A 26552-nucleotide genomic window follows, 5' to 3' on the forward strand; every position below is an offset into this window, starting at 1 on the left:
TCACCACACGCCGGGGATCAGGCGATAGCGCACCCGTGCCGCATAGTCGGCATAGCCTGATAGCCCCGCGGTCAGCGTGCGCTCCTCGATGCGGATGCGGACTGCGATCAACAGGACGAGGAGCGGTGCGATCGCAAGGCCCCACCACGAGCCGAGACCCAGCGGCACACCCACGAAGAACATCAGCATGCCGCTGTACATGGGATGCCGGACGTAGGCGTAAGGCCCTGATGAGATCACGTGTTGGGCGCGCTCAGCCTGCAGCTTCACCACCGGCGCGGCGAACGAGTTCTCGCGGAATACCCACATCGTGAACAGCGTGCAGGCGAGGTACAGCACGAAGCCCAGGGCCTGCAATGCGAGCGGTACATTTGAGGCAACTGCGCGCCGGTCAAGACCGATGACAATGAGCCAGACCAGGATGGCCGCCATGAAGGTGATCATGAAGGCCTTGTCGGCGCCCGGCTGGTCCCGTTGGATCACGGGACGAAGCCGCTCTGCCAATAGCCCCGGATCGATCCGGTAGAGCCACCAGCCGCAGAGCGGGCCGACCAGAGCCGAGGTGACGAGGAACACCCAGGCCGACGGCCAACGCAGCGTGCCCGCGGAGGCGAACAACAATGCGCCCATCGCGATGACGAAGATCGTGTTCTGCAGCAAGAGGCGGGCGATCATGCGCGGTTTCCCCGGGCAGTCTCGCACGAGTGTGGCCGCGCTATCGGGCAAAGATGGGGCCGGACACGCGAAAGGCCCGATCGTCAGGATCGGGCGATCTTCCGTCGGCAGGACCGATCAGGCGAGCTGATCGATCCGTGTGCCCTGGCCCGGAGGCAGCGGCGCAGGCGGCGTCGGCTGATTGGTCGGGTCATTATCCCCGGTCTTGGTCTGGTCGTCCGACGGCTTGGTCGTGTCGTAGCTCGGAACCACGATCGCGATCGGCGGCGGAGCAACGGTCGAAACGCTGGAAACGCTCATCCACAAATCCTCACAGGTGGGAACGATTGACCCTGCGCCGGAGGAGACGAAATTTCCTTCAAGCCGATCGCTAAAATGCGAGGGATCTGGCGGACCTTACTCGTCCTTCGGTCGCGTGATCGCGATCGCGGCTTCCGTCTTGGTGCGGGTGCATTCCATGTTGAGGCGCTTGTAGCGCATGGTGACCTTGTCGCCGCGCAACAGGCCCATGCGCTTCAGGCAGCGCGTCGCGCCGGTCGTGGTGTCATCCTTCGTCACCGTGAAGATGATCGCGGCCGCGGACGCCACCAGATCATAGAATTGCGGCGTCGGCTTGCGGTCGCCCTTGGCATAGAGCTCGTTGGAATAGGCCTGTCCCCGCGAGCGGCAGCCGAGCGACAGCTCCTTCGCTGCCGGGTGGGTGAGGTAGATGATGTTGGCGGCCTTGAAGTTGACCTTGAGCCCGTCGATGCCGCCGGCGAGCTGCCTGGCGATGTCGTCGCACTGGTCGGCGCGCGCGGGCGCGGCGAGGGTCACAAGGCCGATGATGGCGGCGGCGACCAGGATCGCGCCGCGGACGTGCAGTCTGGAAATCATGATGAAAAGCCCCTTAGGGCGCGCATTCAACCGTCGCCGCGCGCCAAGCGCAAGGGGCAGCCCGGTCCCGGAAAATGGCCCAGATGGCACTGAATCGGGATGCCCGGCCGCGCCGGAACGCCTTCCCTTTGCGGCAAAAAAGCTTAGAACGCTTCTACGCTTAGAGGCCCCGCGAGGGCTCCAGAACCCGAGATCGCCCCATGAACGCTCCGACCGCCTTTCCCGACCAGTCCAAGCCCGTTCCGCCCTACAAGCACACCCCGCTGTTCCCGCTGGGCAAGGACGAGACGCCCTACAAGAAGATCTCGACCGAGGGCGTGCGGGTCGAGAAGGTGCTCGGCAAGGACATGCTCGTGGTGTCGCGCGAGGCGCTGCGCGCGCTGTCGGAAGCGGCTTTTGGCGACATCAACCATTACCTGCGGCCCGGCCATCTGAAGCAGCTCCGCGCGATCCTGGAGGACGGCGAGGCGAGCCCGAACGACAAGTTCGTGGCGCTGGACTTCTTGAAGAACGCCAACATCGCGGCCGGCGGCGTGCTGCCGATGTGCCAGGACACCGGCACCGCGATCATCATGGGCAAGAAGGGCTGCAACGTCATCACCGACGGTGACGACGAGGCGGCGCTGTCGGAAGGCGCGCGCGATGCTTACTTGCGCCGTAACCTGCGCTACTCGCAGGTCGCGCCGCTCTCGATGTACGAGGAGAAGAATACTGCCAACAACATGCCGGCGCAGTGCGAGATCTACGCCGAGGGCGACGATGCCTACAAGTTCATGTTCATGGCGAAGGGCGGGGGCTCCGCCAACAAGAGCTTTCTGTTCCAGGCGACGCCTTCGGTGTTGACCAAGGACCGGCTGCTCGCCTTCTTGAAGGAGAAGATTCTCACCCTCGGCACCGCGGCGTGCCCGCCTTATCACCTCGCTATCGTGATCGGCGGCACCTCGGCCGAGCTCTGCATGAAGACGGTGAAGCTGGCGTCGGCCCGCTATCTCGATGCGCTGCCGACCCACGGCTCGCCCGACGGCAACGCCTTCCGCGACGTCGAGATGGAGAAGGAAATCCACAAGATGACGCAAAGCCTGGGCGTGGGCGCCCAGTTCGGCGGCAAGTATTTCTGCCACGACGTGCGCGTGATCCGCATGCCGCGTCATGGCGCCTCGCTGCCGATCGGGCTCGGGGTGTCCTGCTCGGCGGACCGCCAGGTGCTCGGCAAGATCACAAAGGACGGCGTCTATCTCGAGGAGCTCGAGCACAATCCGGCGCAATACCTGCCCGAGGTCGAAGAGTCGCTCGGCGGCGAGGTCGTCAAGATCGACCTCAACCAACCGATGAAGGACATCCTCGCGACGTTCTCGAAGCATCCGATCAAGACGCGGGTCTCGATGACCGGCACCATGATCGTCGCGCGCGATAGCGCGCATGCCAAGTTGCGTGAGCGCCTGGAGAAGGGCGAGCCGCTGCCGGACTACTTCAAGAACCATCCGGTCTATTACGCCGGTCCCGCCAAGACGCCCGAGGGCTACGCCTCCGGCGCGTTCGGTCCGACCACCGCGGGCCGCATGGATTCCTTCGTCGACCAGTTTCAGGCCGCCGGCGGCTCGATGGTGATGGTGGCGAAGGGCAACCGCGCGCCCGCGGTACGCGAGGCCTGCAAGAAGTATGGTGGCTTCTATCTCGGCTCGATCGGCGGTGCGGCGGCAAATCTCGCCGAGCACTGCATCAAGAAGGTCGAGGTGCTCGAATATCCCGAGCTCGGCATGGAAGCGATCTGGCGGATCGAAGTCGTCGACTTCCCGGCGTTCATCATCATCGATGACAAGGGCAACGACTTCTTCAAGGAGCTGAACCTGGGCTAGCTCTTCGCCTCGCCCCGCGAAAGCGGGGCGAGGGAGAAGATCAAGCTCGCGCGCCCGTAAAGGGGAAGCTGCCCATCGGCCCGATGCCCATCTCGCCGCTGATGCTGTCGCCGGAAACCGTGCCCGTGAATTCGACCGTCAGCGGCATCGGTTTGTCGATCGAGACCTTCCAGGAGACATTGTCGCCGTTGACGGCGCCGTCAAAAATCTCGGCGGTGTTACCTTCCACGCCCTGCGTGCCCGTGAGCGTGCCGCCCGCAGCCTTCAGGCTCAGCGTCGAGTTGCGCTCGCCCATCGGCGTCGTCATGGTCAGATTCCAGTTGCCGTCCACGGCCATTCCCGTCTCCCGAACAAACTTTGGCGGGCCGCGACGATCCGCGGCCAGTCCTGGGCGAGCCTATAACCCAACTCGGCGCCGCTGCCTAACGTCCCTTCGGCGGCATTCAGGCGCGGGCGGCGGCGCGCCGGCGGCTGGTGACGACAAGCCTCAACACCACGTATTGCACGGCAAAGGCGAGGGCCTTGGCGCCGCCCGCGACCGCGGAGATGTAGAACGCCCACAGCTTCAGATCGCCTGTGGCGGCGACCGCGATCGTTCCGGCGCCGAGAACGAACATCAGCGCGGCCCAGGCATAGCCCGCAGCTGTGACATATTCCGGCGCCGTCTCGACCACCATCGGCGGCATGTAGCGCAGCATCCAGCCGCGCTTGAGCATGATTGCGCCAATCGCGAAATGCGCGATCGCGGGCTTTGCCATCACGAAGCGGGGATCGTTGGTCAGCAGCGTCACCGTACCGAGAACAACGACGAGCGCGACGCTCGCATAGGTCATGTAGCCGAGCTCGCGCCCCTTGATGCGGGCGTAGATCACCTGCGCGACCGCCCCGGCAATTGCCACCGATGTTGCGAGGATGACATTGTCGGTGGCCAGGTAGATCACCAGGAAGACGATGGCCGACAGGAAGTCGGAGGCGAGGCGGGCGAATACGTCCTTCATGGTCGGTCCTGTCTCACTGGGCTTCGGGCAGCGCGCCATCAGGCGCACCATACTTGATCTGGCGATATTCGGGATACCACTTGGTGAAATAGATCGCGCTGTTGCGGGCGGCAAAGGCGACCGCAAGACCTGACCAGACCGGCAGGCCCGGGAAATACAGCAGCACGATGTTGGCGGTCATCATCAGCAGGGCAGCTACGGTCCATGCGGCTGTGATGATGTAATTGGCGGTGAGGAAGCCGGGCATCGCGGCGGTCTCGGCCGGCACGGATTCGATCGCATATTGCAGCGTGAATGGCCGGCGCGCGAGCATCGAGCCGAGCGAGATGGCGAAGATGCCGATATCGACGGAGAGCTTGACACCGAGGGCGCTGAGCGAGGGATCGCGCAGCGTGAGGTAGAGGCCGACGCCTGCGAACAGGATCGCCGAGCCGGCGGCGAGGACCTTGACCGAGCGGCCCCGGGCCACATCGATCGCGATCGTGGCGAGGCAGATCGCGGAGGCTGCGAACACGCTGATAGTGGCCGACGTCATGAACATGAGGAAGGTGTAGACGCCGTAGGGGGCAAGGATCAGGAAGATCGTCATGGTCGCCTCGGTCGAACCAATCTTTACGATGTAAAGATCAATAGTTCAGGGGCGGCGTCGGGTCAAGAGAAATCTTTACAGTGTCAAAATGAGATAGGTGGCTTCCAAAAACCGAATTGCTGCAACGCCTTGGTCGAGCGCCTCGTCCAGAAATTCCGCCCAAGACAGGTGCGACAGGAGGGGTAGAGCACAGGCAATCGAGAGAGCGAGGCCGAGCAAGATACCGCCGTTGAAGATGGTCTGGCCGCTTCGCCGCCGCCGCCGGATCATCTGGACTGTGAGCGCGGCCGAGATCACGACGAGAACGACGAGGCCGCCTGCGGTGATCGAGGGCATATCCACATGAAACTCCTCTTTCGTGATTCCGGGGCACGCGAAGCGTGAGCCAACGGGACGTGCGGTGAAATGGATTCCGGGCTCGCGCCAAGGGGCGCGCCCGGGAATGACAAAAACTACCGCGCGCCGACCCAATTGCCGTGAAAGCCGTCGGGCACGCGATGGCCGAGTTGCACCAGCGCGGCGGGGCCGGCCTCGATGTCGGTGGCATTGAACACGGCGAGATCGCTGCGGTTCTCCCGCGCGCGCCAGACCACCGCCAGCAGCCAGCCGTCGCCCTCGGCCGCATCCTTCGATCGCTCGACGAACACGGGCTCGGAGATGGTATCGCCTGATGGCAACAGATACTGGCCGAGCCGCATGCCTGCACCGTCGACATGGACGATGCCCGACAGCGCGCCGAACATCGGCCCCTTCGGATTGGCACAAGCGTACCAGCCGTGACGGCTCTTCAGGCCGGCGCGGCGATCGTCGATGCGCGGGAATTCGCCAGTCAGATCGTCGAGATATGCCTGCTGGAAGCGATCGGTCTTGCCCGAGAGATCGAAAGTCCAGCGGCAGTGGCGGGCGCGCGATTTCTCCGGATCCGTCGGCCGGCCGTCGGGATGCGGAAACAGCGGGGCCTCTTCGAACTGCATGACGTCGGCGACGATGCGGCCTCCCTCCTCCCACGCATTCATGATGTGGAAGACGTAGCAGGCTTCGCCGCGGAACCAGACGATGTCCTTCGCCGTGCCGTTGCGCTTCATAACGCCGACATAGGCGCCCTTCTCCGGCTCCCAGGCATAGGGCGGCTTGCCGCTCATCGCACGTTCCATGCTGCCGGTGAGGGGCAGGATCGGAAACAGCAGGTGATTCTCGGTGACGATGAAGTCGTGCACCATGCTGGCATAGGGCGTCTCGAAACGTTCGAAGCGCGTGGCCTTGCCGCTCGCGTCGATCGATCCGTAGGAGAGGGCAGGTGTCAGCGGTCCCGCCGCATTGTAGCCGAAGAACACCAGCTCGCCCGTCACCGGATCGATTTTTGGATGGGCGGTGAAGGCGCCGGCGACGCGGCCTTGATAATTGTAATAGCCGCGCGTTGCCAATGTGCCCGGCTCGATTTCGGTCGGCAGATGTCCCTCTTCAAGCGCGAGCAACTTGCCGGCATGGAAGACGATATTGGTGTTGGCGACGCCGCCGTCGGTAAGGTTTGGCGGCGCATCCGGCAGCTTGCGGCCGAAGCCGCCGAACAGCGCCCGGCCGGCATCGTGCTCGGCGAGCCATTTCGGCGTGCGGACCCAGCGATTGCGATAGCTGGCGCGCCCGTCCTCGAGGTGAAAGGCGTGCAACATGCCGTCGCCGACAAACCAGTGGGCGCCGGGAGAAGAGAACTGCGGGTTGGGACCGTTGCGGTAGAGCGTGCCGTTCAGCTCGCGCGGCAATTCGCCGACGATCTTGAGGAAGGGCGCGTCCGCCTCGAATGGGATCGGCGCGATGTTGTTGCGGCGCTCGGCGGTCGCATCCTGAAGCACGGCGCATTCCCTCATCTTTACATCGTAAAGATCGGATAAGGCCTGAAGTAGCGTCCGTCAAGTGAAATCTTTACACTGTCAATATTGCGTCATATAGCTTGCAAATGGCCAAGAGAGACACCACGGGCGACACGGCGCGGAGTGCGCGCCAGCCGAAAAAGACATCGCCAGCGCCGCGTCCGGCGCGCCGCCCGGCAGTTGCAAAGACCGAGACGCCTTATCACCATGGCGCGTTGCGCGAGGCGCTGCTCCAGGCGGCCGAACGGGTGTTGGAGCGCGACGGGCTCGCCGGCCTGACACTGCGCGCGGTGGCGCGCGAGGCCGGCGTCTCGCATGCCGCGCCGACCCATCATTTCGGCGATCTCACCGGTCTCGTCAGCGAACTCGCCGCGATCGGCTTCCGCCAGTTCAATGCGGCGATGGCCTCGGCCTGCGAGGCGGTCGCCTCGCCGCTGGAACGGGCGCTGGCGCGGCCGAAAGCTTATGTCGCCTATGCGCAGACGCATCCCGGCATGTACGGTCTGATGTTCCGAACCGAGCGGCTCGACTATTCCAGGCCATCGCTGCACGAGGCCGCGGAATCCTCTTTCGCCGGACTCGCCAATGCCATCGGCGCGATGCGGCAGGAGCCGATCAGCGGCGACAAGTTGACCATCGAGCAGGGGGCGGCGATCGCGCGGGCCTGGTCGATGGTGCACGGCTTCACCATGCTGCTGCTCGACGGACGTCTTGAGGATATCTTGCAGCGGCTGCCTGATGGCACGACGGCCGAACAGCTTCTGGAAGCGATCCTGAAGTCGACGGTGGCGGGGAAACTCCCGCGGTAGCACCGGAGCAGGCCGATGTGACAGGCACCATGACAACGCCTGCACCTTGCGGAACTCCGTCAGTCGACATCTTCACTGTGGGCAAGGCTCAGACGCAGTCCGAAAGACCTGACAGCGGCGCGGAATCGTTCTAGAAGAGCGGCTTCGCTTGGGCATCCGGCCCAGTTTGCGTTCCTCATCTCTTTCGATCATGCCAGCCATCGCTCCTCGCAAAGCCTATCGCGTCGGTCGTTCCAAGACCGGACTTGGCCTCTTCGCCACCATGCCGATCAAGAAGGGCACCCGGATCATCCGATATTTCGGGCCGATCCTGGACTGCCGTATTCCTGAGCAGGACGAGATCGAGAACAAATATCTGTTCGAGCTCAACGGCCGCTGGACCATCGATGGCTCGGTGCGCAAGAATCTCGCCCGCTACATCAATCATTCCTGCCGGCCCAACGCCGAATCCGACGTCCGCCCGCGCGAGCGCAAGGTCTTCATCCGCGCCATCAAGAACATCGAGCCGGGCGAGGAGATCAACTACGACTACGGCACCGACTATTTCAAAGCCTATCTGAAGCCGATCGGCTGCAAGTGCGATTCCTGCGAGAAGAAACGCAAGAAGCTCCGCGCTGAAGCCCGCGCCGAACGCGCCAAGGTGAAGGCGCGGGCTGAACGCAAGGCCGGCGCCAGGAGCGTCACGAAGAAGCCGGCCAGGAAGAAGCTGAACGGTCACGCCGTGGGCAAAGCGAACGGCCGCGCGCGGGCGTAGTCCAGCTCCGCTGTCATGCTCCAGCTTGCCGTCTTGGCGGAAGCTTCGCCGGCCGAGCGTTCCTGTAGGCCCAGCGTAACCTAGCGAAGCCGGGGCCGGGGGCGGACGGTCCAGCGGAGCGCATCACGCTGCCACCACGTTCCCGCTCCTGCGCAAGCCCACATATTGCAGCTCGGCGAATACGCCTGTTGCGATCGCTTGCGCCACGATCATGAGCTCGCCGACGAGGTTCGGTGACACCGCGCCTGAGAACAGCAGCGCGATGCTGCCGACCGTCCAGGCGGCGTTGCCGATCACGACCAGCAGCACGAGCGCCTTCGGCACCGCCGTGCGCGAGGCGAGCCAACCGACCAGCGCGGTGTAGGCAATCAGGAACATGCCGGTTTCCCGCAACAGCGTCTCAGGCAGGTTGAACAGCGTCGCGAACGCGCCGGCGCCGAAGGTGAAGCCGATTGCGGCGATCCCGCTGAAGACGGTATCGGCGAGCAGGGCGCGGCGCAGGAAGCTGGATGCATCGATCATGAGAGGTCTCCGTGGTTGGTTGGACGCGGGGATGAAATCAATGCCATCCGCGCCACCAGGCGCGGAGCAGGCGGGCGAGGCGGAACGGGCAGAGGCTCCTGCCGATGCTGTGCTCAAAAGCGGTGACCTGGGCGACGACATAGTTGCCGCTCGAGTGCACCAGCAGCTCGGGCACGTTGAGCCCGCGCGCAAGCAGCCGGATTGCGAACGGCATGGCCCAGGGGAGCAGATGGTCGGCGACGGTCCGATAGAGCAGCAGCGCGATCATGGTCATCTCCTGTCGTGACCGAAGATGCGCTGGTCGGAGCCTCAATTCGATTACCTCGGGGGTAATGGATGGAGGGAAATGCGCGTGGTAGGTTTCCGGCCATGAACGCACATGCATCCGCGGCACAGGCCGATCGCAGCCAGCCGGTCCATATCGGCGACCATTTGCGCGAATGGCGGCAGCGCCGCCGCATGAGCCAGCTCGATCTCGCGGGCGAGGCGGAGATTTCGGCGCGGCATCTGAGCTTCGTCGAAACCGGCCGCGCCGCGCCCTCGCGCGAGATGGTGCTGCGGCTCGCCGAGCGCCTCGACGTGCCCTTGCGCGAACGCAACGTGCTGCTGGTCGCCGCCGGCTACGCGCCGGCCTTTCCGCAGCGGCCGCTGGAGGATCCTGCCTTGAAGTCAGCCCGTCAGGCGATCGATCTCGTCCTCAAGGCGCACGAGCCCAATCCGGCGCTGGCCTATGACCGGCACTGGAACCTAGTCTCCGCCAACCGCATGGTGGCGCCGCTGCTCGCCGGCGTCCCGGAGCGGCTGCTCGGCCAGCCCTTCAACGTGTTGCGGCTCGCCTTTCATCCGGAGGGACTGGCGCCGCGCACCGTCAATCTCGCGGAGTGGTGCGCCCACCTTCTGGAGCGGCTGCACCGGCAGTGCGAGGCGACGGCCGATCCCGAGTTGATCAAGCTCTACAATGACCTCAAGAGCTACCCAATCCCGGCGCGCTCGGGGCCGCTGTCGGGCGACAATGTCGCGATTCCCTTCAAGCTGCGCCAGGATGGCGAGATACTCAGTTTCTTCTCCACCACCATGGTGTTCGGCACGCCGGTCGACATCACGCTCTCGGAGCTGGCACTCGAGACGTTCTTTCCGGCGGACGAGCGTACGGCGGAGCGGCTGAGGCAGATGGCCGCCGCCATGACCTAGCGCTTCATCCGGTACCCTTGCCTCGGGGCGGGTTCGGCTTATCTTGGGGCGAACCCGCATCGCCCCAAGGAGGCGCTCATGAGCACGCTGAAACCGCTCCAGATCGACGTCGTCTCCGACGTGGTGTGCCCGTGGTGCTACATCGGCAAGCACCGGATCGAGAGCGCGCTGGCGCTCGTGCCCGACGTGCCGGTGAAACTGAATTTCCGCCCGTTCTTCCTCAATCCCTGGGTGCCGCGCGAAGGCATCAGCCGCGAGGACTATCTCACCACCAAGTTCGGCTCGGTGGAGGCCTATAAGGGTATCGCCGGCCGCGTCGTCGCGGCCGCGAGCGAGGAGGGGCTCGTCTACAAGCCCGAGCTGGTCGCGCGTCAGCCCAACACGACCGACTGCCACCGCCTGATCCTGTGGGCCGAGGCGATCGGCAAGGCGCCGGAGATGAAGCAGCGCCTGATGGAGCTGTACTTCCGCGACGGCGGCGATCTCACTGATGTGAACGTGCTGGTGCAGGCGGCGGCCGATGTCGGCCTCGATGCGGATGATGTGCGCAGGCGCCTTGCGTCCGACGAGGACGTCGCGCGCGTATCGGCCGACGCGCAAGAGGCTGCCGAGAAGGGAATCTCGGGCGTGCCGACCTACGTGTTTGCGCAGAAATACGCCGTCTCCGGTGCTCAGGATCCGAACCTGCTCGCCCGCGCCATCCGCCAGGTCTCCGCGGAGATCAACGCGCAGTCGGCGGAGTAGCGCGAGTCGGTTTGCGCAGCAGGTGAATGGCGCGGCGCGCCGTCTCGCGCGCGAAGCCGCGTGCGACCAGCGCCGCATGAATCAGCGCAACGAGCGGATCGTTCCGCCGCAGCGGAATCAGCACATCGCCGATGGCGAAGCGGCCGCGCCAGATCGGGTTGATCATGGGATGGTCGGCGCTTGCGGTGGAATCCGCGCTCGCAATGGCCGGATCGGCGCAGAGATGGCGCGTCAGATCAAGCGTGAGCTGCACGCCCGGCGAATATTTTGCAAAGCGCTCGTCGATGCCGACCTTGAAGAAAAAGGCCCGGTCCTGGTGGCGCAGCACGATGCCGGCGGCGACAGGCGTTGCGCCGACGCGGAGCGTCACGATCTCGCACTGCGCAGTCTCTGCGAGGGCGGGGACGGCGCGGCGGATGAAGGCCGCATCGCCGGCATCCTGAATCAGCGCGGTGCCGCGCTCGGCCTTCCAGCCGCTGGCTTCGAGTTGCAGGAACGTTTCGAGTGCGGGCTTGATCTCGTCCACCTTGCGCGTGATGTCGAAGGTGACCGCGCCATGCTCCTCAAGGCGATGCCGCTGCCGGCGCAACTCCTTGAGCTTCTTGGCACCGAGAGCCTCGTGCAACAGCCTGTCGCCATCCTGTGTCGCATCGAGGCTGGCACGGACATAAGAGCTGAGCACGCGTGGTTCCAGCCGGTCACGGCCGAGCGCCTCCTTGAATGACGCCATCGCCGCGCCTTCGAGCGCGACGTCGCGCAGGATCAGCGCATGCGCGCCGGCCTTGCGCGCCCGCTGCAACAGGCGCGTCGCGGCCTCGACCGAGGAGTCGCGATCGATCAGCGGGCTGCACAGCGTGCCATAGGGATGCGCGCTCACCAAAGCGGGCAGGGGAATCTTCCAGGCTTGCCAGAGCGAGACCACCGGCATCAGCCCGATCGGCCGCGTCGACGAGCCGCCGCAGACGGACAGGGCCGAGGCACCCGTGCGGCCGCGCGCGCTTGCGCTGACGGCGAGCTCCCAGGCGGGCAAATAATAGCCGTTCGGCTCGATCGCGCGCTGCGCCAGTGCGCGCCACGGGCCGGGCTCGACCGCTGTGAGCGGGACGAGCGCTGGCGTTGCATCCTTTGTCGATGCCGGACCAATCGCAGCCTGGTGCGCGATGTCGACCACGTCCCGTCGTCCCCGCTCACGCCGGCAGGGACCGGCGTTGTCAGGTCATGCTTAGCGCAAAGATTGGAAAATACCGTTGGGATACGGCTTCAATTCGAGCGGTTGTGTTAACCGTTCGTTGACCACACGCGGCCGGGCTCGGAGTGCAGCATGGAGAAGGCGATCCCCATGAAGACGCTGTAGGCGAGCACCATCACGAGAGAAAAGGCCGCGGGAAGTGCGCCGAGCTCCAGGTGGGACGCGAACGGTCCTCTTCCCAGGATCGGAAAGTAGAGTAGTCCCATCGCGATCCAACCCATCATGCCGAAGACGAATCCCTTCACGATCGCGTTGTGGCCGGGCAGTAGATGGTAGGTGGACCGGAAAAGGATGCCGAGCACGAAAGTGCCGTTCACGAAGGATATGACCCAGGGCACGGTCGGATGCACGGCGCCGCCGAGCCAGTCGCTCAGACCATGCTGAAGATCCCGGTAGGGGTGAAAGGTCGGAAGCCAGCCCATCCAGCGCTTCAGGAACATGACAGTGCTGTGGGCGGCGTTGCCACACAGGCCGGCTGCGATGGATTTCCAGACCTTATGGGCTCCTATCTGATGCATCGCCCCTTCGCTGCGTCCATCATCGATCGGCCGGCACAAAATGGTCGCGCGCGGTCGCCGTCTGTCCGCTCGCAACATCGGTCGAACCGATCTCGACATTGACGGCCGACTTCGGCAATTGCGCTGGCGGAACCTGCACCGACATCCTGACCTCCCGGGTCTGATCCTGCCCGACCTCGACGATCAGCCTGCCGTCTGGCTGGGGCTCGATACCGGCGATGCGCGCGGTCGCACCCGGCAAACCCGTGACCTCGATCGCGAATGATCGCGCCATGCCCTTGTTGAGGAGGCGAACGGTATAGTCATTGCGCACCCCGCCATCGGCGAGCTGTACAAACAGCGGATTGCGCTCGTGCAGGACATTGATGCTCATCGTGCTGCGTGTTGCAAGGGTATAAAGCATGATGCTGCCGACGATCGCGATGGCAGCGACGTAGATCAGAGTGCGCGGGCGGATGATGCGGTAAATCGGCACCTTGCCTTCGCGGCGACGCTGGATATTGATGTCGGTGTCGTAGCCGATCAGGCCGGTGGGCCGGCCGAGTTCGCGCATCACGTTGTCGCAGGCATCGATGCACAGGCCGCACTGGATGCAGCCGAGCTGGATTCCATGGCGGATGTCGACGCCGGTCGGACAGACATTGATGCACTGATGGCAATCGACGCAGTCACCGGCGACATCGCCATGGGCGCGGGCGGCCTCCGCCTTCTTCACCGACATGCGCGGCTCGCCGCGGTCGCGACGATAGGTGACGTTGAGCGCCCACTCATCGGTCAGTGCCGCCTGGATGCGCGGCCAGGGGCACATATAGATGCAGGTCTGTTCGCGGGCGTGCCCGGCGAAAAGGTAAGTCGTGGCGGTGAGGATGCCGATCCAGAGATAGGCAATGAAGGGGGCCTGGAAAGTCGCCAGCTCCTTCACCAGGGTCGGCGCGTCATCGAAATAGAGTACCCAGGCGCCGCCGGTCCACCACGCGATCATGATCCAGAGAAAGTGCTTGGTTGCGACTTTCCGGATGTGACCAAAGCTCCAGTAACGCTTGTCGCCCTGCATGCGGTCGCGCCGGTCGCCTTCGACCCAGCGCTCGACGGCGTAGAACAGGTCGGTCCACACCGTTTGCGGGCACAGGTAGCCGCACCACAGCCGGCCCGCCACCGCGTTCATCAGGAACAGCGTCAGGGCGGCGATGATCAGGAGACCGGTGAAGTAGTAGACCTCCTGCGGCCACAGCTCGATGAAGAAGAAATAGAAGCGGCGATGGGGCAGGTCGATGAGCACGGCCTGGCTCGGCTGGCCGGGGCCGCGATCCCAGCGCACGAAGGGCAGCAGATAATAGATGCCCAACGTGACGCAGAGGACCGCCCATTTGATGCGGCGAAACTGCCCGCGCACCGACTGCGGATAGACCTTCTTGCGTTTCTCGTAGAGAGGTCCCTCGATGAAGGTGTCGTCGGTCATGGCAAATTCCCCCGCATCACAATCTACGTCTGCGCGCTCACGAGAACGCGCAGCCGCTGCTCAGGCCCAGCTTCCTGAACACGATCGCCGCGGGACAGAAGCCCGTAAACGAAGCCTGCAGCATGTTCAGCCCGGCAAAGGCCGTCAGCAGGTACCAGTACGCATTGACGTATGTGCCCAGCGCAAGTCCGAGCAGGACGACGAATCCCGCGAAAGCGAGAACGGCTTTGTCTACATTCATGGTATGCTCCTTCTAGGTATGGTCACGTTCCGAACGGGTGAGGCTCGCTTCAGTCCAGGCCACGATGCTGCGCGCATCCATCGCACCCGCCTGGCGGGCAATCTCGCGCCCGCCACGCATCAGCAGCAGCGTCGGGATGCCGCTGATGTTGAAGCGTGACGACACCGCAGGCGCATTGTCCGAATTGAGTTTCAACAGCCGGACCCTCGGCTCCAGCTGTTGTGCGGCGCGCTCGAACATCGGCGCCATGGCGCGGCAAGGGCCGCACCATGGTGCCCAGACATCGACCAGCACGGGAATGTCGTTATTGGCGACATGGCGGCTGAAGGCTTCTTCGTTCACCTCGATCGGATGACCGGTGAACATCGGCTGGTGGCACGCGCCGCAACGCGCGCCTTCGGGCGCGCGTTCGACGGGCAGGCGATTGACGCGCCCGCAACTGCCACAGACGACCTGGCGTGTGGCGCTCATGTGCCTGTTCGGACCTCCTTGATCTTGGCGATGTTCAGCCTGTCGAGCAGGAAGCGCTCGTAGAACGGCTCGCTCTCGCCGCGCCGCATCTTGCGGAGGAAGTACTTCTCGAAGGCGACCTTGGCGAAGTGCACCCACTCCCCCTTGGACGACCAGTTGACGTTGCGCGGCGGGATCTGCGGCTGCGCGAGGAAGGCGACCCCGGAATCGCCGAAGTCGGCGAGGCAGATCGCGTTCCAGGTCGGCTGCGCCGTCGGCGCCTTGCCGCGGAGCAGGGCGCCGATGTTGATCGCGGTCGCCGTCACCATGGATTCGATCATGAAGCCGGTCTTGGGAACGCCGACCGGCACCGGAGTCGCGCCGACCGGCGCGATCGCCACGCAGACGCCGACCGCAAACACGTTCGGGAAGTCGGGGTTCTGCTGATGCTTGTCGACGATGACGAAGCCGCGCGGGTTGGTCAGCTTCTCGATGCCGCGCACGGCCTCGACGCCGCGAAAGGCGGGCAGCATCATCGAATAGGCGAAGGGCAGCTCATGGGCCTTGTGAGAGGTGCCGTTGTCGGCGAACTCCTCCACCGACATCATGCCGGGGGTGACCTTGTCGACGCGGGCGTTCGTGATCCACTTGATGTGCTTCTCGCGCATCTCGCTTTCGAGAAGGCCCTTGGTGTCGCCGACGCCGTCGAGACCGAGATGGCCGATATATGGCTCCGAGGTGACGAATGTCATCGGGACCCGGTCGCGCAATTTCCGCCGGCGCAGCTCGGTTTCCAGGATGAAGAGGAATTCATAGGCGGGGCCGAAGCAGGAAGCGCCCTGAACGGCTCCGATCACGACCGGACCGGGATTGGCCGCGAGCTTCTCGAAGGCTTCGCGGGCATGCGCGGCATGATCGACGTGGCAGATCGACTGGGTATGGCCCTGCGGCCCGAGACCCGGAATCTCGTCGGACGCCAGCTCGGGGCCGGTCGCCACGACCAGATAATCATAGTCGATCGACGTGCCGTCGCCGAGTTCGACGCGGTTCTCGGTCGGGTGCACGCGCTTGGCGCCCTGCGTGAGCAGCCGCACCCCCTTGCGCTTCATGACGTCAGCGAGATCGATCTCGATCTCCTCACGCTTGCGCCAACCGACCGCGACCCAGGGGTTTGAAGGCACGAAATGATAGACCGCGCCTTGCGAGACGACGCTGAGGCGATCGTCCTTTCTCAACTGGGGCAGCAATTCATAGGCCATCAGCGTTCCGCTCAGGCCGGCTCCGATTACGACGACTTCCGCCATGGGTACCTCCGTTGAACCAAACTGCTCCGCCGGTTCAGCTCCGGCTGTCGTGCAGTGCTTGACTATATATTCGTAATTGCGTATATACGCAAGTATGAAGATGAATGCTGAAGTCATGGAGCGGGCGGCGGATCAGGCGAGCGAGCTGCTGAAGGCGCTCGCCAACCGGCATCGCCTGCTGATCATCTGCCAATTGATCGATGGCGAGCGATCGGTCGGCGAACTCGCCGAGTTTCTCGACCTGCGGGACTCCACCGTGTCGCAGCATCTTGCGCTCCTTCGCAAGGATGGCCTGGTGTCCGCCCGGCGCGAGGCCCAGACCATCTTCTATTCGATCGCCAGCGAGCCGGCGCGCGAAGTGCTGAAGACGCTCTATCAGGCGTTTTGCGCGCCGAAGTCCGCCAAGGCCAAATAAAACTAGGAGAGCTCGGGGAAGGGCGCCTTGAGCAGGATCAACGCGCCGCACTCCGATGCAGATGAAATGACCCGCGCAGCGGCGTGGTGAGACATTGATCATGACACGGAACTGTCCCATGCGATGTATGGCAAGGTATTTGGGCTTGCTGGCCGCCTTCGCGGCCATCGGCCTGTCTGGAACATCGGCGACGGCGGCCGAAACACTCGTCGTCGCGTCGCAATCGATCGCGGACGAAAAGGCCGTGTTCGCCACGGTCGAAAGCATCAGCGTGGTGCCGGCGCGCGGGCGCATCGGCGGCACGGTGGCTCAGCTCAAGGTCAGGGAAGGGGATCGCGTCGCCGCCGGCCAGGCGATCGCGACCATCGGTGACGAAAAACTCGTGCTGCAGATGAAGTCGCTCGACGCGCAGATCGAGGCCCTGCAGGCACAGGCGAACCAAGCGCAGCTCGACTTCACCCGGACCGAAGGGCTGGTCGAGCGCGGTATCCTGCCACGGATCAAACTCGACGAACAGCGTACGGCGCTGAACGTCGCCGAAAACGGCTTGCGTGCCAAAACGGCAGAACGTGCTGTCATCAACGAGCAGCTCAACCAGGGGCAAGTGCTCGCGCCGGCCGATGGCCGCGTGCTGAAGAGGCTCATCACCGTGGGATCCGTGGTGCTCGCGGGCGATCCCATCGTCACCGTTGCCCAGCAGCATTTCAAATTGCGGCTTCGCGTGCCGGAGCGGCATGCGCGCTTCCTCAAGGCGGGCGACAAGATTCGAATCGACGGCGCAGAATTCGTCGGCGAAGCCGCCAAATCGGGCGTCATCGATCTCGTCTATCCGCAGATCGAGGAGGGCCGGGTCATCGCGGACGCGACGGTCGACGGGCTCGGCGAATATTTCGTCGGCGACCGTTTGCGGGTCTGGATATCAGGCGGAACGCGGACAGCCTTCGTCATTCCGTCCAGCTACGTGACAACCCGGTTCGGCATCGACTACGTCAAGCTCCGGAAGGGCGACGTCACGATCGAGGTCCCGGTGCAGCGCGGGCGCGACTTGCCGACGCCAGCGCTGCCTGACGGCCTCGAAATACTGTCCGGCATCGGCGCCGGCGACTGGTTGGTGCAGCCGTGAATCTCGGACTGTCAGGACGGTTGACCAGGTCGACCATCGCTTCGCCGCTCACGCCGCTGTTCCTGCTCGCGGCCCTTATCGTGGGGCTGATCGCCGTCATGGTGATTCCACGCGAGGAGGAGCCGCAGATCAGCGTTCCCATGGTGGATATCCGCATCAACGCCGATGGTTTGCGCGGCCCGGACGCGGTCGAGCTGGTGACCAAGCCGCTGGAATCGATCGTCAAGGGCATCGATGGCGTCGAGCACGTCTACAGCCAGACCGAGGACGACCGCGTGATGGTGACCGCGCGCTTCCTGGTCGGCACCAAGTTCGAGGACGCGATCCTTCGGGTGCACGAGAAGATCCGCGCCAATCTCGATCGCATTCCCGTCGGCATCCCCGAGCCACTGATCGTCGGCCGGGGTATCAACGACGTCGCGGTGACGGTGCTGACGCTCTCGCCCAAGCCCGAAGCGGCCAGCCGCTGGACCGACAAGGATCTTTACGAACTCGCCGATAAGCTGCGCGCGGAACTGATGAAGGTCGACGATATCGGCCTGACCTACATCTCAGGCGGCGCGCCGCAACAGATCCGGGTCGAGCCCGATTCGGAGAAGCTTTCGCTGTTCGGCGTCACGCTGCAGCAGCTCGTGGCCAAAGTGAAGGATGCCAACCGCTCGTTTCTGGCGGGACAGGTGCGCGATACCGGCCTCGTGCGCAACGTCGCGGCCGGCCAGACGCTGTCGGGCATCCCGGACATAGGATTGCTGCTGATCACGACCCGCGACGGCCGCCCGGTCTACGTCAAGGACGTCGCCTCCGTCATCGTCGGGCCGAGCACAATCGAACATCGGGTCTGGACGGATTCGCGCGACGCCGGGGGACAGTGGGCGCGGTCGCCGGCAGTCAGCCTGGCGCTGGCCAAGCGCGCCGGTGCCAATGCGGTTGTCGTATCGGAAAACATTGCCAAACGCCTTGAAGGACTGAAGTCCCGCCTGATCCCCGACGATGTCCAGGTGACGGTAACGCGCGACTACGGCGAGACGGCCAACGAGAAGGCCAACGAGCTGTTGTTTCACCTCGGGCTCGCAACCCTCTCGATCGTCGTCCTGATCGCGATCGCGATCGGCTGGCGCGAGGCTTTGGTGACCTTCGTCGTGATCCCCACCACGATCCTGCTGACGATGTTCGCCGCCAATCTGATGGGCTACACCATCAACCGGGTCAGCCTGTTCGCGCTGATCTTTTCGATCGGCATTCTCGTCGACGATGCCATCGTCGTCGTTGAGAATATTGCCCGGCACTGGGGCATGCGAGATGGCCGGCCGCGCTTGCAGGCGACCATCGAGGCGGTGGCGGAAGTCGGCAACCCCACGATCGTCGCAACGTTGACGGTGGTCGCCGCGCTGTTGCCGATGCTGTTCGTGTCGGGCCTGATGGGTCCCTATATGGCGCCGATTCCGGCCAATGCGTCGGCAGCCATGCTGTTCTCGTTCTTTGTCGCAATGGTGGTGGCTCCGTGGCTGATGCTCAAGCTCGCGCCGAAGGGCGACAATGTGGCGGCCCATGCGGCGCATGATGAGGGCCGGCTCGGCCGGATCTACCGGCGCTTCGCCACGCCGATCGTGCGGAGCAAGCGATCGGCCTGGATATTCCTGCTCGGTGTCGGCATTGCGACGCTGCTGTCGATGACGCTGTTTGCGACCAAGTCGGTGACAGTCAAGCTTTTACCGTTCGACAACAAGTCGGAAATCGCTGTCGTCATCGACCTGCCGGAAGGGGCGAGCCTGGAAGCCACCGAGCGCGTGCTGTTCGGCGCGGCCGAGCTCGCGCGACAGCTGCCGGAGGTCACCTCGCTGCAATCCTACGCCGGCACACCGGCTCCCTTCAATTTCAACGGCTTGGTGCGGCACTACTACTTGCGCGAGCGGCCCGAACTCGGCGAGGTCCAGGTCAATCTGGCTCCCCGCGGCGAGCGCAAGCGCGCCAGCCATCAGATCGCGCTCGAGTTGCGCGAGAAGATGAAGGCGCTCGATCCGCCCAAAGGGACCAGCATCAAGGTGGTCGAAGTGCCGCCCGGGCCGCCGGTGCTCTCGACGCTGCTCGCCGAGATCTACGGTCCCGATGCGGCCACGCGCCGCGCGGTCACGGCCGAACTCAAGAAGATCTTCGCGGAGGTGCCGTTCATCGTCGACATCGACGATTCCATCGGCGAGAAGCGGCCCCGGCTGCGGCTTTCGATCGACCAGGAACGGCTTGAATTCTTCGGCGTCGAGCAGCGCGACGTCTACGACACCATCCAGGCGCTGTTCGGCGGCATCTCGATCGGCTATTCCCATCGTGGCGAGGATCGCAATCCGATCGAGATCGCGGTGCATCTCGGAAAACGCGATCTGGCCTGGGACGAGGCGCTGGCCTCTACGCCCGTGCCGGCCAATACATTGCCGGGCAGCAAGACGGTGGTCGAACTCGGACAGGTCGTGAAGGCGACGATGGAAGAGGGCTCACCGACGATCTTCCGCCGGGACGGCCGCTTTGCAGACATGGTGATGGCCGAGCTCGCCGGGCGCTTCGAGGCGCCGCTCTATGGCATGCTCGCTGTCGCCGACCGGGTGGATGCCCATGACTGGGGCAAGCTGCCGAAGCCTGCGATCAACCTGCACGGCCAACCGTCTGACGAGTCGCATCCTACGCTGCTGTGGGATGGGGAATGGGAAATCACATGGGTGACGTTCCGCGACATGGGAGCGGCGTTCGGCGCCGCAATTCTCGGCATCTACGTGCTGGTGGTCGCCCAGTTCCGGAGCTTCCGTCTGCCGCTCGTTATCCTGACGCCGATTCCGCTCACGCTGATCGGCATCCTGATCGGGCACTGGCTGTTGGGCGCGCCGTTCACCGCGACCTCGATGATCGGCTTCATCGCGCTGGCCGGCATCATCGTGCGCAACTCGATCCTGCTGGTCGACTTCATCCGGCACAGCAGTGGAGACGGCAAGCCGCTTCGCGAGGTGGTGTTGGAGGCTGGCGCAGTTCGCTTCAAGCCGATCCTTCTCACCGCGCTCGCCGCCATGATCGGCGCTGCGACCATTCTGCTCGATCCGATCTTTCAGGGATTGGCGATTTCGCTTCTGTTCGGGCTTGCGTCGTCGACGCTGCTCACGGTGTTGGTGATTCCCGCGATCTATATCGCCTTGCGTGCACCGCCCGAGGCGACTTCGACCACAGCCAAATCCAGCTAGCGAGGGTCCGATGGACAAGAACTTTGTCGAGATCACGAAGAATATCTCGAACAACCTGAAGAAGCTGCGCAACGACATTCCTGATACGATGAAGGGCTTTGCCGCGCTCGCCCAGGCGGCCACACGCGACGGCGCGTTGGACAGGAAGACCAAGGAGTTGATTGCGCTCGCGCTCGGCGTCGCCGCACATTGCGACGGCTGTATCGGATTTCACGCTGAAGCGCTCGTCAAGCTGGCGGCAACGCGGGAAGAGGTCGAGGAGGCTCTTGGCATGGCCGTCTATATGGGCGGAGGTCCGTCGCTGATGTACGCGGCAGATGCCATCGCTGCATATGAGCAGTTTCGGCAGCAGGCGGTTGCCGTTTGATCTGATCTGTCGTCGAGCCAGGCAAACGGGACCGGACGAGCTTTCTCGTCCGGTCCCGTCCGTTATACTCTGCGGTTTACCAGCGGTCGTCGCCGACGCCGACGCCCACGCTCACGCCGGGCGCCCGAATGCCGACACCGGCGCGCGGGGCATCGTCCCAGTCGCGATAGGTCCGGCGCTCGTAATAGCGTTCGCGCGGCATTCTCGCATAGGAGTCACGCACGATCACGCGCGCTCCGCCGTGGGTGCGATAGCAATTGCCGGCGTCATCACAGACGAGCCGGACCTCCTGAATGAGATCGGGGCTGGTGTATGCGCTGGTCGTGTAGAGATCGGCGGCCTTCGCGCCGCTCGTCGCAGCGAGAGCCCCCACACCGGCCAGCACCGCAATCGTGAACGTCCTCATCCTGTCCTCCTCGGAAGCTGCCCTCGGCGGTAACAAGAATGGGAGGCGACGATCGTTCCGGCAGAGTTACAGGTTTTTCCCGGAACCGCGTGATGCGGTCCGCCGCTAGATCGGCTCGTAGGCTTCCGAGCCGCAGATATCGTCGGCTTCCGCGCGCCGCCGGTCGACGATCTTTCCGCCTGATATCGTCACGACGTAGGTCTGGGTGCCCAGCGCCGAGCCGGTGGCGGAGGTGAGCTGGGCGCGGACGCAGGCGGTCCAGCCCGATCCGCGGACCTCGTGATGGGGCAGCGCGACTTGCACCTCGCGCGGATAAGAGGTGTTGAGGAAGACGACTTCGATCTGCTCGCGGACCACCCGCTTGACGTCTGGCGGCGGTTCGGGGGGCGGCTGCTCGGCTTCCTTGAGGCGCATGAAGTCGGGCACTGGCGCGCGGCTGTCGGCGAAGCCGCACCCGCCAAGCGCAAGCGTGCCAGCGAGCATCGCCACACGAGCAACAATTCGCAACATTTGTGAAGGTCCCCTGCGGGCCAACAGATAGGCGCGAATTCGGCGGGACGAAGTCCGGTCCGATCAACATTTGCTGAAGCGGCCGAACCCGCCGCATTGTTATGACGGTTGTACCCGCTAACGATCGTTTCAGCGCAGGCGCAGATGGGCGGCCGGCGGCAGCCCAACGAGGGCGGCCAGAAGGTGGGCAACAAGCCCAAGGTCGATGAGAATGCCTACAAGGCCGCGCTCGAGCGCATCCCCGAGCCCAATGAAAAGTACGATCCGTCGGGTGGTGCGCGTCCGAGCGAGCCCGCGAAAAAGCCGAAACAGAGCGAAGCAGGTGATGGCGGGCCGGCTGGGAGATCGGGGCGGCCTCGTCCTGCTGCTGGTCGTGCGACGTGGCATCGGCCGGGGAGAGAATCCCGGCGGTTCGCGCCATTCGTCCCTGCGCGAGATCGACGATTTTTGCAGCGTCGTTTGGCGACCCCGCTCACGATCGTTGCGCTGACGATCGTCGCGCCGCGCTCGCGTCGTATCACGCAATCACAATCGCGCTGTGGATGCGATGCGAACAGTCGTTCACATGGCTCGCGTCATTGCACGAAGGCGAGGCCGATGCGCCGTTCGCTGCGCCAGACGGCGCGACAATCCCGCACGAAATTGTCATGCGCGATCGACAGGGTGAACGATTGCGGTAGTGTCAGGGGAGCGTCGATGTCGATCGCCGCGCCGCCTTGCGATATGTTTCGCACCGTGCACGCAATCCCCCTATTTTCAAAGGAGATCGTGCCGCCCTTGAAGACCCGGTGTCGTTGCGTTGAACGCTTCTCGATCATGGCCGTTAATCCATAATGGAGTGTGAGAATTAGCGCATGGAAATTACGCTGAACTAAACTCAATACTGGCGCTACTTGCACGGCGATTAAGACTTTGTTTACGACGTTGAAGCGGCAAGGCAGAGATTCCGATGAAGATCGCGCTTTCGCTTCTGCTCGCCGCGCGTTCGCGCTGTCGTCCGTGCCTGCCCATGCCGTCAGGTGGGGCCTCTCGACCATGTGATCGTGATCGCGCTTCGGTCTCACTTCGATATCATGGAGAGCCGCGGAGCGCTTTGCGCTCATGCGGCTCTCTTCGTTCGGATGCCGCTCAGCCCGGCAACATCGCGAACGCACTCGAGACCATCGCCACCTGCTTGTTGTCTGTGGCGGAGAGCAGGGTGACGCGGCCAAAGCTCATGGTACGCCCGAGCCGCACCACGCGCGCATCCGCCAGCACGTCCGATGAGGAGGCCGCGCGCATGAAATGCGTGGTCTGGTCCACCGTCGTCATCGGACGGTAGCCGCGGTTGGCGGCGAGGTTCGCGATCACCATCGCGGTGTCGGCCAGGGCCATCAGTGCCTGGCCGCAGACGACGCCGCCATTGCGGCAGAGCCGCTCGGAGAACGGCATGCGGAGCAGCGCGCCGGGCTGCCAGTCCTGTGCCTCGGGAGGCGGGGTGTATTCGATGCGCTCGATGGAGAGGTTGAGATCCTGGATCCAGGGCGCAAAGACCTCGCCGAGTATCCGTCTGGCCTCAGTGATGCCGAACTCGGTGTCGGGCTGCGATGGCATGCTTTCGTTTCCTCCTGTGTTGCAGGGTGTTTCGCTCATTCTGCCCGCTTGGGCGCGACAAAGTCACCGGGGCGGCGGCTTGAAAATGCCCGACTTGGCCCGATATGATGCCACGCTTGGGAGCGTGGTGGACGATGTTGCGTCGATGTGTCCTGTTATTTTGCCTGGCCGTGCTCGGTCTGGCGCTGAACGGCTGCACCAAGTGCGGGCCGATCTGGGACGACTGGCTCCATGGGCCGAAATCGTGCAGATCGGATCGGCTCTAGCGGATTGAAGCGGCGCTCGGCGCCGTGGAGAAGGACAGGGGCGGGATGCGTTCCCTTTATCGATGAACAAGGAGTGAGTGATGAAGCTTTTCCGTATGGCCGCGCTGCTGGCGGTGCTGGCCGGACCGGCCTTCGCGCAGGAGTCGCCGCATATCAATCTGCTGGCGGATAGCCCGTCCAAGACCGATGACGAGAGGGCCGCCGATGCCGCGCGCGACAAGGCCTACAAGGAAACGCTGAAGAAGATTCCGGACGCCAAAACCTCCAACGATCCCTGGGGCGGCATGCGAGCTGACCAGCCGAAGCAACCTGCGCCGAAGGCGGCCGCCAGCAGCGTCCCCAAAAAGCCCAAGGCCGGCACAGCCGCGAACTGACGGTGGTCCCGGAGGCGGCTGACGCCTCCGGCGGGACTCCCCTTTGCCGGGACCAGATCCTACATTCCCTCGCAGGGTTGCGTTGAGGAGTCAGGACATGGCGGATCGCCCGCGGGACCTCGCCGAGCGGATGGCGCGCCGGCGCAAGCAGGCCGGCGAGACGCCTGCTGACGGTTATCTGCGCGAGAGCTTTACCCTGCCGCGCGCGGCGGCACGGGCAAGAGCGCAGGCCTTCTTCGCGCGCTATCCCAAGGCCGGCTATATGAGTGAAGTCGAGACCTGGCGCGAACTGCCCGGCGGCGACATCGAATTCACCATGCGGCGGCTGCCCAGCGCCGACTAGCTCCGGTCCGGCAGTGTTCGCTTCAGGCGGTGTTGCGGCCGATGGCCTTCAGCTCCCGATCGATGCGCAACTGCACGCGACGGATCGCCAGCAGGTCGATCTTCGTCTCGGTCTTGCCTGTCTTGGTCTCGTTGCCGATCCGGAACTGCCATTGCCAGACACCGGGGATCGCCGTCTTTGCAACCGTGAACTCAACGCCCCTGTGATTCATGGTCACCTCCACGATTCACTTGCCATGTCGAGTAACATGTTGTGCGTCGAAATATTCCGTCGACAAGCAAAAATTGCCGTTAAGTCGAGGATAGTCCATCGGAATTCGGCAAACGCGCGCGGTTCGAAACAAGCGAAATCGGATTTCGAAACATGGAACCGATGGGGCTGCTGTCTCCGTCATGGAACCCCGTGTGACTGCGACCGGAATAATAGGTCAGGAACTCTGTTCTTGGCCGGAGAACCACGGAGCTCGCTCTCGAAATCGTCGAGCTTGCACGCACCGATTCGAGCGGAGGCAAACGCCCCGCACGGACATCGCATCCCGTTTGCGCGACATCGCGCGCAGCGGTGCATCGCGCAAGAAAAAGCCCCGCCACGGTGAGCCGGGCGGGGCAGAAGGTTATTGGAGGCTGAGGTGCTGGGCTGCAACACCATAGCCGGACGACCGTAGCCCGTTCTGCTTACGACAGCCTGACAAGGCGGGAACAGAAGACCCCGCGCCGGCAAGCACGCAAGCTTGTGCGTGGCTTGCGGAGGCGTCGAGAGTCGCGCTCACGTCCCAATTCAGACATCCAGCCGCACAATTTCAGACACATCCGTTCGCGACACTTTGCGCGCACGGCGAAGCCATGGGGGATACGTGGCGCGCCGACAGCGGGGTGGCATCATGGACAAGGTAGAGCGGTCATTTGCCGCCGCGACCGCGGCTGGCTTCGTGGTGCTGGTGATCGGCATCGTGCTGCTGGCGCTGATGTAGCGGCAGCTCGGACGACATGTGCCGCCACAGCGCGTCAAAACAACCCCATGCCCAGTAGGCAACAGCCTGCGTCGGCTGGTGGTTTGTCAGTGCACCTTGATCTCGTCCAGCGGCAGACGGAGATCGACGGCGCGCTCGGCGCGATCCTTCTTGCGGAACTCACTTTCCTTGCGCTCGAACTTCGCCATCTCCTCGAGGGCGGCCTCGTGCAGGGATCTGCGCCCGTCGGCATCCTGGTGCGTGTCGTCCGTCATGATCCGATCCCCCATTGCGGCGGGCCATTCCAATTGAAAGCCGGCAGCCGCGGAAAAGTTCTGTGCCGAAGCATTGCGATCATATGACGGCAGCACGTCGTTGATGCGGATCGCCTTCGCAAGGCCGGCGCCGCGTCGGAAGGGCCGCGAACGCCCTGACATTGCCGACACATTTTGAGGTTGTTCCGGTTCGAGAACACCGCAATTTCCCGGACTCCACACGACCTGAAGAGTAGGTAAAACTACGTGGGCCGGGGCTGGCATTTCATCCCGAACAGATTTCAACCGGCAAGGGGCCGCTGCGAGGCGGCCCCTTCTGATTCCGACCGGCGTGAACGGGCCTGTCCTTGAAGGCGGGCAATGCCCAATTCCGGTCTGTCCCAATTTGGACGCCAGCGATTTGAAATCAGGATATCGATTCACATTCGTTGTACCGAGGGTGGCCCCTCTCGATTCTGGCCTTAAGAATTTGCGGGTTGACGGAACCCGCCGGGAACGTCTGCCGGGTTCCTAGGGATCGTGTCCCCTTGCATGGTGTAGCTGGCGGCGGGTCACCGCGTTCACCGGCCAGGGCCGGGCAGGTCAGCTGGCGATAGCCGGAAGGCTG

The 26552-nt window shown here is 64.1% G+C and carries 33 protein-coding genes; 11 read left to right on the forward strand and 22 right to left on the reverse strand.

Annotated features, from left to right (window positions below; all coding sequences use genetic code 11):
* From XH88_RS07350 to XH88_RS07360, 3 genes are all read right to left on the reverse strand, one after another.
* Positions 1-675: a methyltransferase family protein gene (locus XH88_RS07350; protein WP_271614739.1), complete on the reverse strand. Its 675-nt coding sequence runs from the start codon at positions 673-675 to the stop codon at positions 1-3.
* 117 nt (positions 676-792) lie between these two features.
* Entirely contained in the window at positions 793-975 is a 183-nt protein-coding gene (locus XH88_RS07355; protein WP_271614740.1) for a hypothetical protein, read from the reverse strand.
* A gap of 96 nt (positions 976-1071) precedes the next feature.
* On the reverse strand, positions 1072-1551 hold the full coding sequence (locus tag XH88_RS07360; protein WP_271614741.1) for a hypothetical protein: 480 nt from the start codon (positions 1549-1551) through the stop codon (positions 1072-1074).
* A 200-nt stretch (positions 1552-1751) separates the two neighbouring features.
* Here XH88_RS07360 and XH88_RS07365 point away from each other — a divergent pair, with 200 nt between their 5' ends.
* Positions 1752-3407: a fumarate hydratase gene (locus XH88_RS07365; RefSeq protein ID WP_271614742.1), complete on the forward strand. Its 1656-nt coding sequence runs from the start codon at positions 1752-1754 to the stop codon at positions 3405-3407.
* Between the two features lie 40 nt (positions 3408-3447).
* Here XH88_RS07365 and XH88_RS07370 read toward each other — a convergent pair whose 3' ends face one another.
* The 5 genes from XH88_RS07370 to XH88_RS07390 form a co-directional block, all read right to left on the reverse strand.
* On the reverse strand, positions 3448-3744 hold the full coding sequence (locus XH88_RS07370; protein WP_271614743.1) for a hypothetical protein: 297 nt from the start codon (positions 3742-3744) through the stop codon (positions 3448-3450).
* A gap of 106 nt (positions 3745-3850) precedes the next feature.
* Positions 3851-4405 (reverse strand): inner membrane-spanning protein YciB, encoded by a 555-nt coding sequence (locus tag XH88_RS07375; protein WP_271614744.1) that lies wholly within the window; start codon positions 4403-4405, stop codon positions 3851-3853.
* Between the two features lie 13 nt (positions 4406-4418).
* The gene (locus XH88_RS07380) at positions 4419-4994 is read right to left on the reverse strand and encodes a hypothetical protein (RefSeq protein WP_271614745.1); all 576 of its coding nucleotides are present in this window, start codon (positions 4992-4994) and stop codon (positions 4419-4421) included.
* A gap of 75 nt (positions 4995-5069) precedes the next feature.
* On the reverse strand, positions 5070-5330 hold the full coding sequence (locus XH88_RS07385) for a hypothetical protein (RefSeq protein ID WP_442868420.1): 261 nt from the start codon (positions 5328-5330) through the stop codon (positions 5070-5072).
* 116 nt (positions 5331-5446) lie between these two features.
* A complete protein-coding gene (locus XH88_RS07390; protein WP_271614747.1) occupies positions 5447-6859 on the reverse strand; it encodes a carotenoid oxygenase family protein in 1413 nt (470 codons plus the stop codon).
* A gap of 89 nt (positions 6860-6948) precedes the next feature.
* Between XH88_RS07390 and XH88_RS07395 the strand changes: the two genes are divergently transcribed.
* Together XH88_RS07395 and XH88_RS07400 are read left to right on the forward strand one after the other, a co-directional pair.
* Positions 6949-7671 carry a TetR/AcrR family transcriptional regulator gene (locus XH88_RS07395; RefSeq protein WP_271614748.1) on the forward strand — a complete coding sequence of 241 codons (723 nt, stop codon included), beginning with the start codon at positions 6949-6951 and terminating at the stop codon, positions 7669-7671.
* Positions 7672-7861: 190 nt separating this feature from the next.
* Positions 7862-8425 carry an SET domain-containing protein gene (locus XH88_RS07400; protein WP_271614749.1) on the forward strand — a complete coding sequence of 188 codons (564 nt, stop codon included), beginning with the start codon at positions 7862-7864 and terminating at the stop codon, positions 8423-8425.
* Positions 8426-8548: 123 nt separating this feature from the next.
* On the opposite strand, the gene XH88_RS07405 is transcribed toward XH88_RS07400, so the two are convergent.
* Together XH88_RS07405 and XH88_RS07410 are read right to left on the reverse strand one after the other, a co-directional pair.
* On the reverse strand, positions 8549-8947 hold the full coding sequence (locus XH88_RS07405) for a hypothetical protein (RefSeq protein WP_271614750.1): 399 nt from the start codon (positions 8945-8947) through the stop codon (positions 8549-8551).
* Between the two features lie 37 nt (positions 8948-8984).
* Complete coding sequence (locus tag XH88_RS07410) at positions 8985-9215, reverse strand: hypothetical protein (RefSeq protein WP_271614751.1); 231 nt, start codon at positions 9213-9215, stop codon at positions 8985-8987.
* Between the two features lie 101 nt (positions 9216-9316).
* On the opposite strand from XH88_RS07410, the gene XH88_RS07415 reads away from it, so the two are divergent.
* Complete coding sequence (locus XH88_RS07415; protein WP_271614752.1) at positions 9317-10138, forward strand: helix-turn-helix domain-containing protein; 822 nt, start codon at positions 9317-9319, stop codon at positions 10136-10138.
* 78 nt (positions 10139-10216) lie between these two features.
* The gene (locus tag XH88_RS07420) at positions 10217-10882 is read left to right on the forward strand and encodes a DsbA family oxidoreductase (protein WP_271614753.1); all 666 of its coding nucleotides are present in this window, start codon (positions 10217-10219) and stop codon (positions 10880-10882) included.
* Here XH88_RS07420 and XH88_RS07425 read toward each other — a convergent pair.
* The 6 genes from XH88_RS07425 to XH88_RS07450 form a co-directional block, all read right to left on the reverse strand.
* Complete coding sequence (locus XH88_RS07425; RefSeq protein WP_271614754.1) at positions 10860-12053, reverse strand: GNAT family N-acetyltransferase; 1194 nt, start codon at positions 12051-12053, stop codon at positions 10860-10862. The genes XH88_RS07420 and XH88_RS07425 overlap by 23 nt on opposite strands.
* Positions 12054-12160: 107 nt before the next feature.
* Positions 12161-12649 carry a DUF6789 family protein gene (locus XH88_RS07430; protein WP_271614755.1) on the reverse strand — a complete coding sequence of 163 codons (489 nt, stop codon included), beginning with the start codon at positions 12647-12649 and terminating at the stop codon, positions 12161-12163.
* A gap of 19 nt (positions 12650-12668) precedes the next feature.
* Complete coding sequence (gene ccoG / locus XH88_RS07435) at positions 12669-14108, reverse strand: cytochrome c oxidase accessory protein CcoG (RefSeq protein WP_271614756.1); 1440 nt, start codon at positions 14106-14108, stop codon at positions 12669-12671.
* A gap of 37 nt (positions 14109-14145) precedes the next feature.
* Positions 14146-14349, reverse strand: coding sequence for a YgaP family membrane protein (locus XH88_RS07440; protein ID WP_028181089.1), 204 nt, complete (start codon positions 14347-14349; stop codon positions 14146-14148).
* A gap of 12 nt (positions 14350-14361) precedes the next feature.
* Entirely contained in the window at positions 14362-14820 is a 459-nt protein-coding gene (trxC, locus tag XH88_RS07445) for a thioredoxin TrxC (RefSeq protein ID WP_271614757.1), read from the reverse strand.
* Positions 14817-16103: an NAD(P)/FAD-dependent oxidoreductase gene (locus XH88_RS07450; protein WP_271614758.1), complete on the reverse strand. Its 1287-nt coding sequence runs from the start codon at positions 16101-16103 to the stop codon at positions 14817-14819. The genes trxC and XH88_RS07450 overlap by 4 nt, the downstream gene beginning before the upstream one ends.
* Positions 16104-16218: 115 nt before the next feature.
* Here XH88_RS07450 and XH88_RS07455 point away from each other — a divergent pair, with 115 nt between their 5' ends.
* From XH88_RS07455 to XH88_RS07470, 4 genes are all read left to right on the forward strand, one after another.
* Positions 16219-16518 (forward strand): ArsR/SmtB family transcription factor, encoded by a 300-nt coding sequence (locus tag XH88_RS07455; protein WP_442868421.1) that lies wholly within the window; start codon positions 16219-16221, stop codon positions 16516-16518.
* A gap of 127 nt (positions 16519-16645) precedes the next feature.
* Complete coding sequence (locus XH88_RS07460; protein WP_271614760.1) at positions 16646-17641, forward strand: efflux RND transporter periplasmic adaptor subunit; 996 nt, start codon at positions 16646-16648, stop codon at positions 17639-17641.
* Positions 17638-20862, forward strand: a complete 3225-nt coding sequence (locus tag XH88_RS07465) for an efflux RND transporter permease subunit (RefSeq protein WP_271614761.1) — start codon at positions 17638-17640, stop codon at positions 20860-20862. Before XH88_RS07460 ends, XH88_RS07465 begins: the two co-directional genes overlap by 4 nt.
* 10 nt (positions 20863-20872) lie before the next feature.
* Positions 20873-21229 carry a carboxymuconolactone decarboxylase family protein gene (locus XH88_RS07470; RefSeq protein ID WP_271614762.1) on the forward strand — a complete coding sequence of 119 codons (357 nt, stop codon included), beginning with the start codon at positions 20873-20875 and terminating at the stop codon, positions 21227-21229.
* A gap of 76 nt (positions 21230-21305) precedes the next feature.
* On the opposite strand, the gene XH88_RS07475 is transcribed toward XH88_RS07470, so the two are convergent.
* The 4 genes from XH88_RS07475 to XH88_RS07490 form a co-directional block, all read right to left on the reverse strand.
* Positions 21306-21635: a hypothetical protein gene (locus XH88_RS07475; RefSeq protein WP_271614763.1), complete on the reverse strand. Its 330-nt coding sequence runs from the start codon at positions 21633-21635 to the stop codon at positions 21306-21308.
* Positions 21636-21740: 105 nt separating this feature from the next.
* On the reverse strand, positions 21741-22145 hold the full coding sequence (locus tag XH88_RS07480; protein ID WP_271614764.1) for a hypothetical protein: 405 nt from the start codon (positions 22143-22145) through the stop codon (positions 21741-21743).
* 575 nt (positions 22146-22720) lie between these two features.
* Entirely contained in the window at positions 22721-23248 is a 528-nt protein-coding gene (locus XH88_RS07485; RefSeq protein WP_271614765.1) for a PilZ domain-containing protein, read from the reverse strand.
* Between the two features lie 25 nt (positions 23249-23273).
* Positions 23274-23738: a PaaI family thioesterase gene (locus XH88_RS07490; RefSeq protein ID WP_271614766.1), complete on the reverse strand. Its 465-nt coding sequence runs from the start codon at positions 23736-23738 to the stop codon at positions 23274-23276.
* 346 nt (positions 23739-24084) lie between these two features.
* Here XH88_RS07490 and XH88_RS07495 point away from each other — a divergent pair, with 346 nt between their 5' ends.
* On the forward strand, positions 24085-24378 hold the full coding sequence (locus tag XH88_RS07495; protein ID WP_271614767.1) for a hypothetical protein: 294 nt from the start codon (positions 24085-24087) through the stop codon (positions 24376-24378).
* A 97-nt stretch (positions 24379-24475) separates the two neighbouring features.
* Complete coding sequence (locus XH88_RS07500) at positions 24476-24721, forward strand: hypothetical protein (RefSeq protein WP_271614768.1); 246 nt, start codon at positions 24476-24478, stop codon at positions 24719-24721.
* Positions 24722-24743: 22 nt separating this feature from the next.
* Here XH88_RS07500 and XH88_RS07505 read toward each other — a convergent pair whose 3' ends face one another.
* A complete protein-coding gene (locus XH88_RS07505; protein WP_271614769.1) occupies positions 24744-24932 on the reverse strand; it encodes a hypothetical protein in 189 nt (62 codons plus the stop codon).
* Positions 24933-25777: 845 nt separating this feature from the next.
* Entirely contained in the window at positions 25778-25945 is a 168-nt protein-coding gene (locus XH88_RS07510; RefSeq protein ID WP_271614770.1) for a hypothetical protein, read from the reverse strand.
* Between the last annotated feature and the right edge of the window lie 607 nt (positions 25946-26552).

It is taken from the genome of Bradyrhizobium sp. CCBAU 51627 (assembly GCF_028128765.1).
Lineage (GTDB): Bacteria > Pseudomonadota > Alphaproteobacteria > Rhizobiales > Xanthobacteraceae > Bradyrhizobium.

Coding starts and splice junctions, on each gene's coding strand:
- XH88_RS07395 (WP_271614748.1), top strand. CDS start 6,949: ATGGCCAAGAGAGACACCACGGGCGACACGGCGCGGAGTGCGCGCCAG.
- XH88_RS07470 (WP_271614762.1), top strand. CDS start 20,873: ATGGACAAGAACTTTGTCGAGATCACGAAGAATATCTCGAACAACCTG.
- trxC (WP_271614757.1), bottom strand. CDS start 14,820: ATGAGCGCCACACGCCAGGTCGTCTGTGGCAGTTGCGGGCGCGTCAAT.
- XH88_RS07370 (WP_271614743.1), bottom strand. CDS start 3,744: ATGGCCGTGGACGGCAACTGGAATCTGACCATGACGACGCCGATGGGC.
- XH88_RS07410 (WP_271614751.1), bottom strand. CDS start 9,215: ATGATCGCGCTGCTGCTCTATCGGACCGTCGCCGACCATCTGCTCCCC.
- XH88_RS07360 (WP_271614741.1), bottom strand. CDS start 1,551: ATGATTTCCAGACTGCACGTCCGCGGCGCGATCCTGGTCGCCGCCGCC.
- XH88_RS07510 (WP_271614770.1), bottom strand. CDS start 25,945: ATGACGGACGACACGCACCAGGATGCCGACGGGCGCAGATCCCTGCAC.
- XH88_RS07405 (WP_271614750.1), bottom strand. CDS start 8,947: ATGATCGATGCATCCAGCTTCCTGCGCCGCGCCCTGCTCGCCGATACC.
- XH88_RS07355 (WP_271614740.1), bottom strand. CDS start 975: ATGAGCGTTTCCAGCGTTTCGACCGTTGCTCCGCCGCCGATCGCGATC.
- XH88_RS07480 (WP_271614764.1), bottom strand. CDS start 22,145: ATGTTGCGAATTGTTGCTCGTGTGGCGATGCTCGCTGGCACGCTTGCG.
- XH88_RS07450 (WP_271614758.1), bottom strand. CDS start 16,103: ATGGCGGAAGTCGTCGTAATCGGAGCCGGCCTGAGCGGAACGCTGATG.
- XH88_RS07455 (WP_442868421.1), top strand. CDS start 16,219: ATGGAGCGGGCGGCGGATCAGGCGAGCGAGCTGCTGAAGGCGCTCGCC.
- XH88_RS07350 (WP_271614739.1), bottom strand. CDS start 675: ATGATCGCCCGCCTCTTGCTGCAGAACACGATCTTCGTCATCGCGATG.
- XH88_RS07365 (WP_271614742.1), top strand. CDS start 1,752: ATGAACGCTCCGACCGCCTTTCCCGACCAGTCCAAGCCCGTTCCGCCC.
- ccoG (WP_271614756.1), bottom strand. CDS start 14,108: ATGACCGACGACACCTTCATCGAGGGACCTCTCTACGAGAAACGCAAG.
- XH88_RS07420 (WP_271614753.1), top strand. CDS start 10,217: ATGAGCACGCTGAAACCGCTCCAGATCGACGTCGTCTCCGACGTGGTG.
- XH88_RS07495 (WP_271614767.1), top strand. CDS start 24,085: ATGAAGCTTTTCCGTATGGCCGCGCTGCTGGCGGTGCTGGCCGGACCG.
- XH88_RS07375 (WP_271614744.1), bottom strand. CDS start 4,405: ATGAAGGACGTATTCGCCCGCCTCGCCTCCGACTTCCTGTCGGCCATC.
- XH88_RS07505 (WP_271614769.1), bottom strand. CDS start 24,932: ATGAATCACAGGGGCGTTGAGTTCACGGTTGCAAAGACGGCGATCCCC.
- XH88_RS07385 (WP_442868420.1), bottom strand. CDS start 5,330: ATGCCCTCGATCACCGCAGGCGGCCTCGTCGTTCTCGTCGTGATCTCG.
- XH88_RS07440 (WP_028181089.1), bottom strand. CDS start 14,349: ATGAATGTAGACAAAGCCGTTCTCGCTTTCGCGGGATTCGTCGTCCTG.
- XH88_RS07460 (WP_271614760.1), top strand. CDS start 16,646: ATGGCAAGGTATTTGGGCTTGCTGGCCGCCTTCGCGGCCATCGGCCTG.
- XH88_RS07475 (WP_271614763.1), bottom strand. CDS start 21,635: ATGAGGACGTTCACGATTGCGGTGCTGGCCGGTGTGGGGGCTCTCGCT.
- XH88_RS07430 (WP_271614755.1), bottom strand. CDS start 12,649: ATGCATCAGATAGGAGCCCATAAGGTCTGGAAATCCATCGCAGCCGGC.
- XH88_RS07500 (WP_271614768.1), top strand. CDS start 24,476: ATGGCGGATCGCCCGCGGGACCTCGCCGAGCGGATGGCGCGCCGGCGC.
- XH88_RS07490 (WP_271614766.1), bottom strand. CDS start 23,738: ATGCCATCGCAGCCCGACACCGAGTTCGGCATCACTGAGGCCAGACGG.
- XH88_RS07380 (WP_271614745.1), bottom strand. CDS start 4,994: ATGACGATCTTCCTGATCCTTGCCCCCTACGGCGTCTACACCTTCCTC.
- XH88_RS07415 (WP_271614752.1), top strand. CDS start 9,317: ATGAACGCACATGCATCCGCGGCACAGGCCGATCGCAGCCAGCCGGTC.
- XH88_RS07400 (WP_271614749.1), top strand. CDS start 7,862: ATGCCAGCCATCGCTCCTCGCAAAGCCTATCGCGTCGGTCGTTCCAAG.
- XH88_RS07485 (WP_271614765.1), bottom strand. CDS start 23,248: ATGAGCGCAAAGCGCTCCGCGGCTCTCCATGATATCGAAGTGAGACCG.
- XH88_RS07390 (WP_271614747.1), bottom strand. CDS start 6,859: ATGAGGGAATGCGCCGTGCTTCAGGATGCGACCGCCGAGCGCCGCAAC.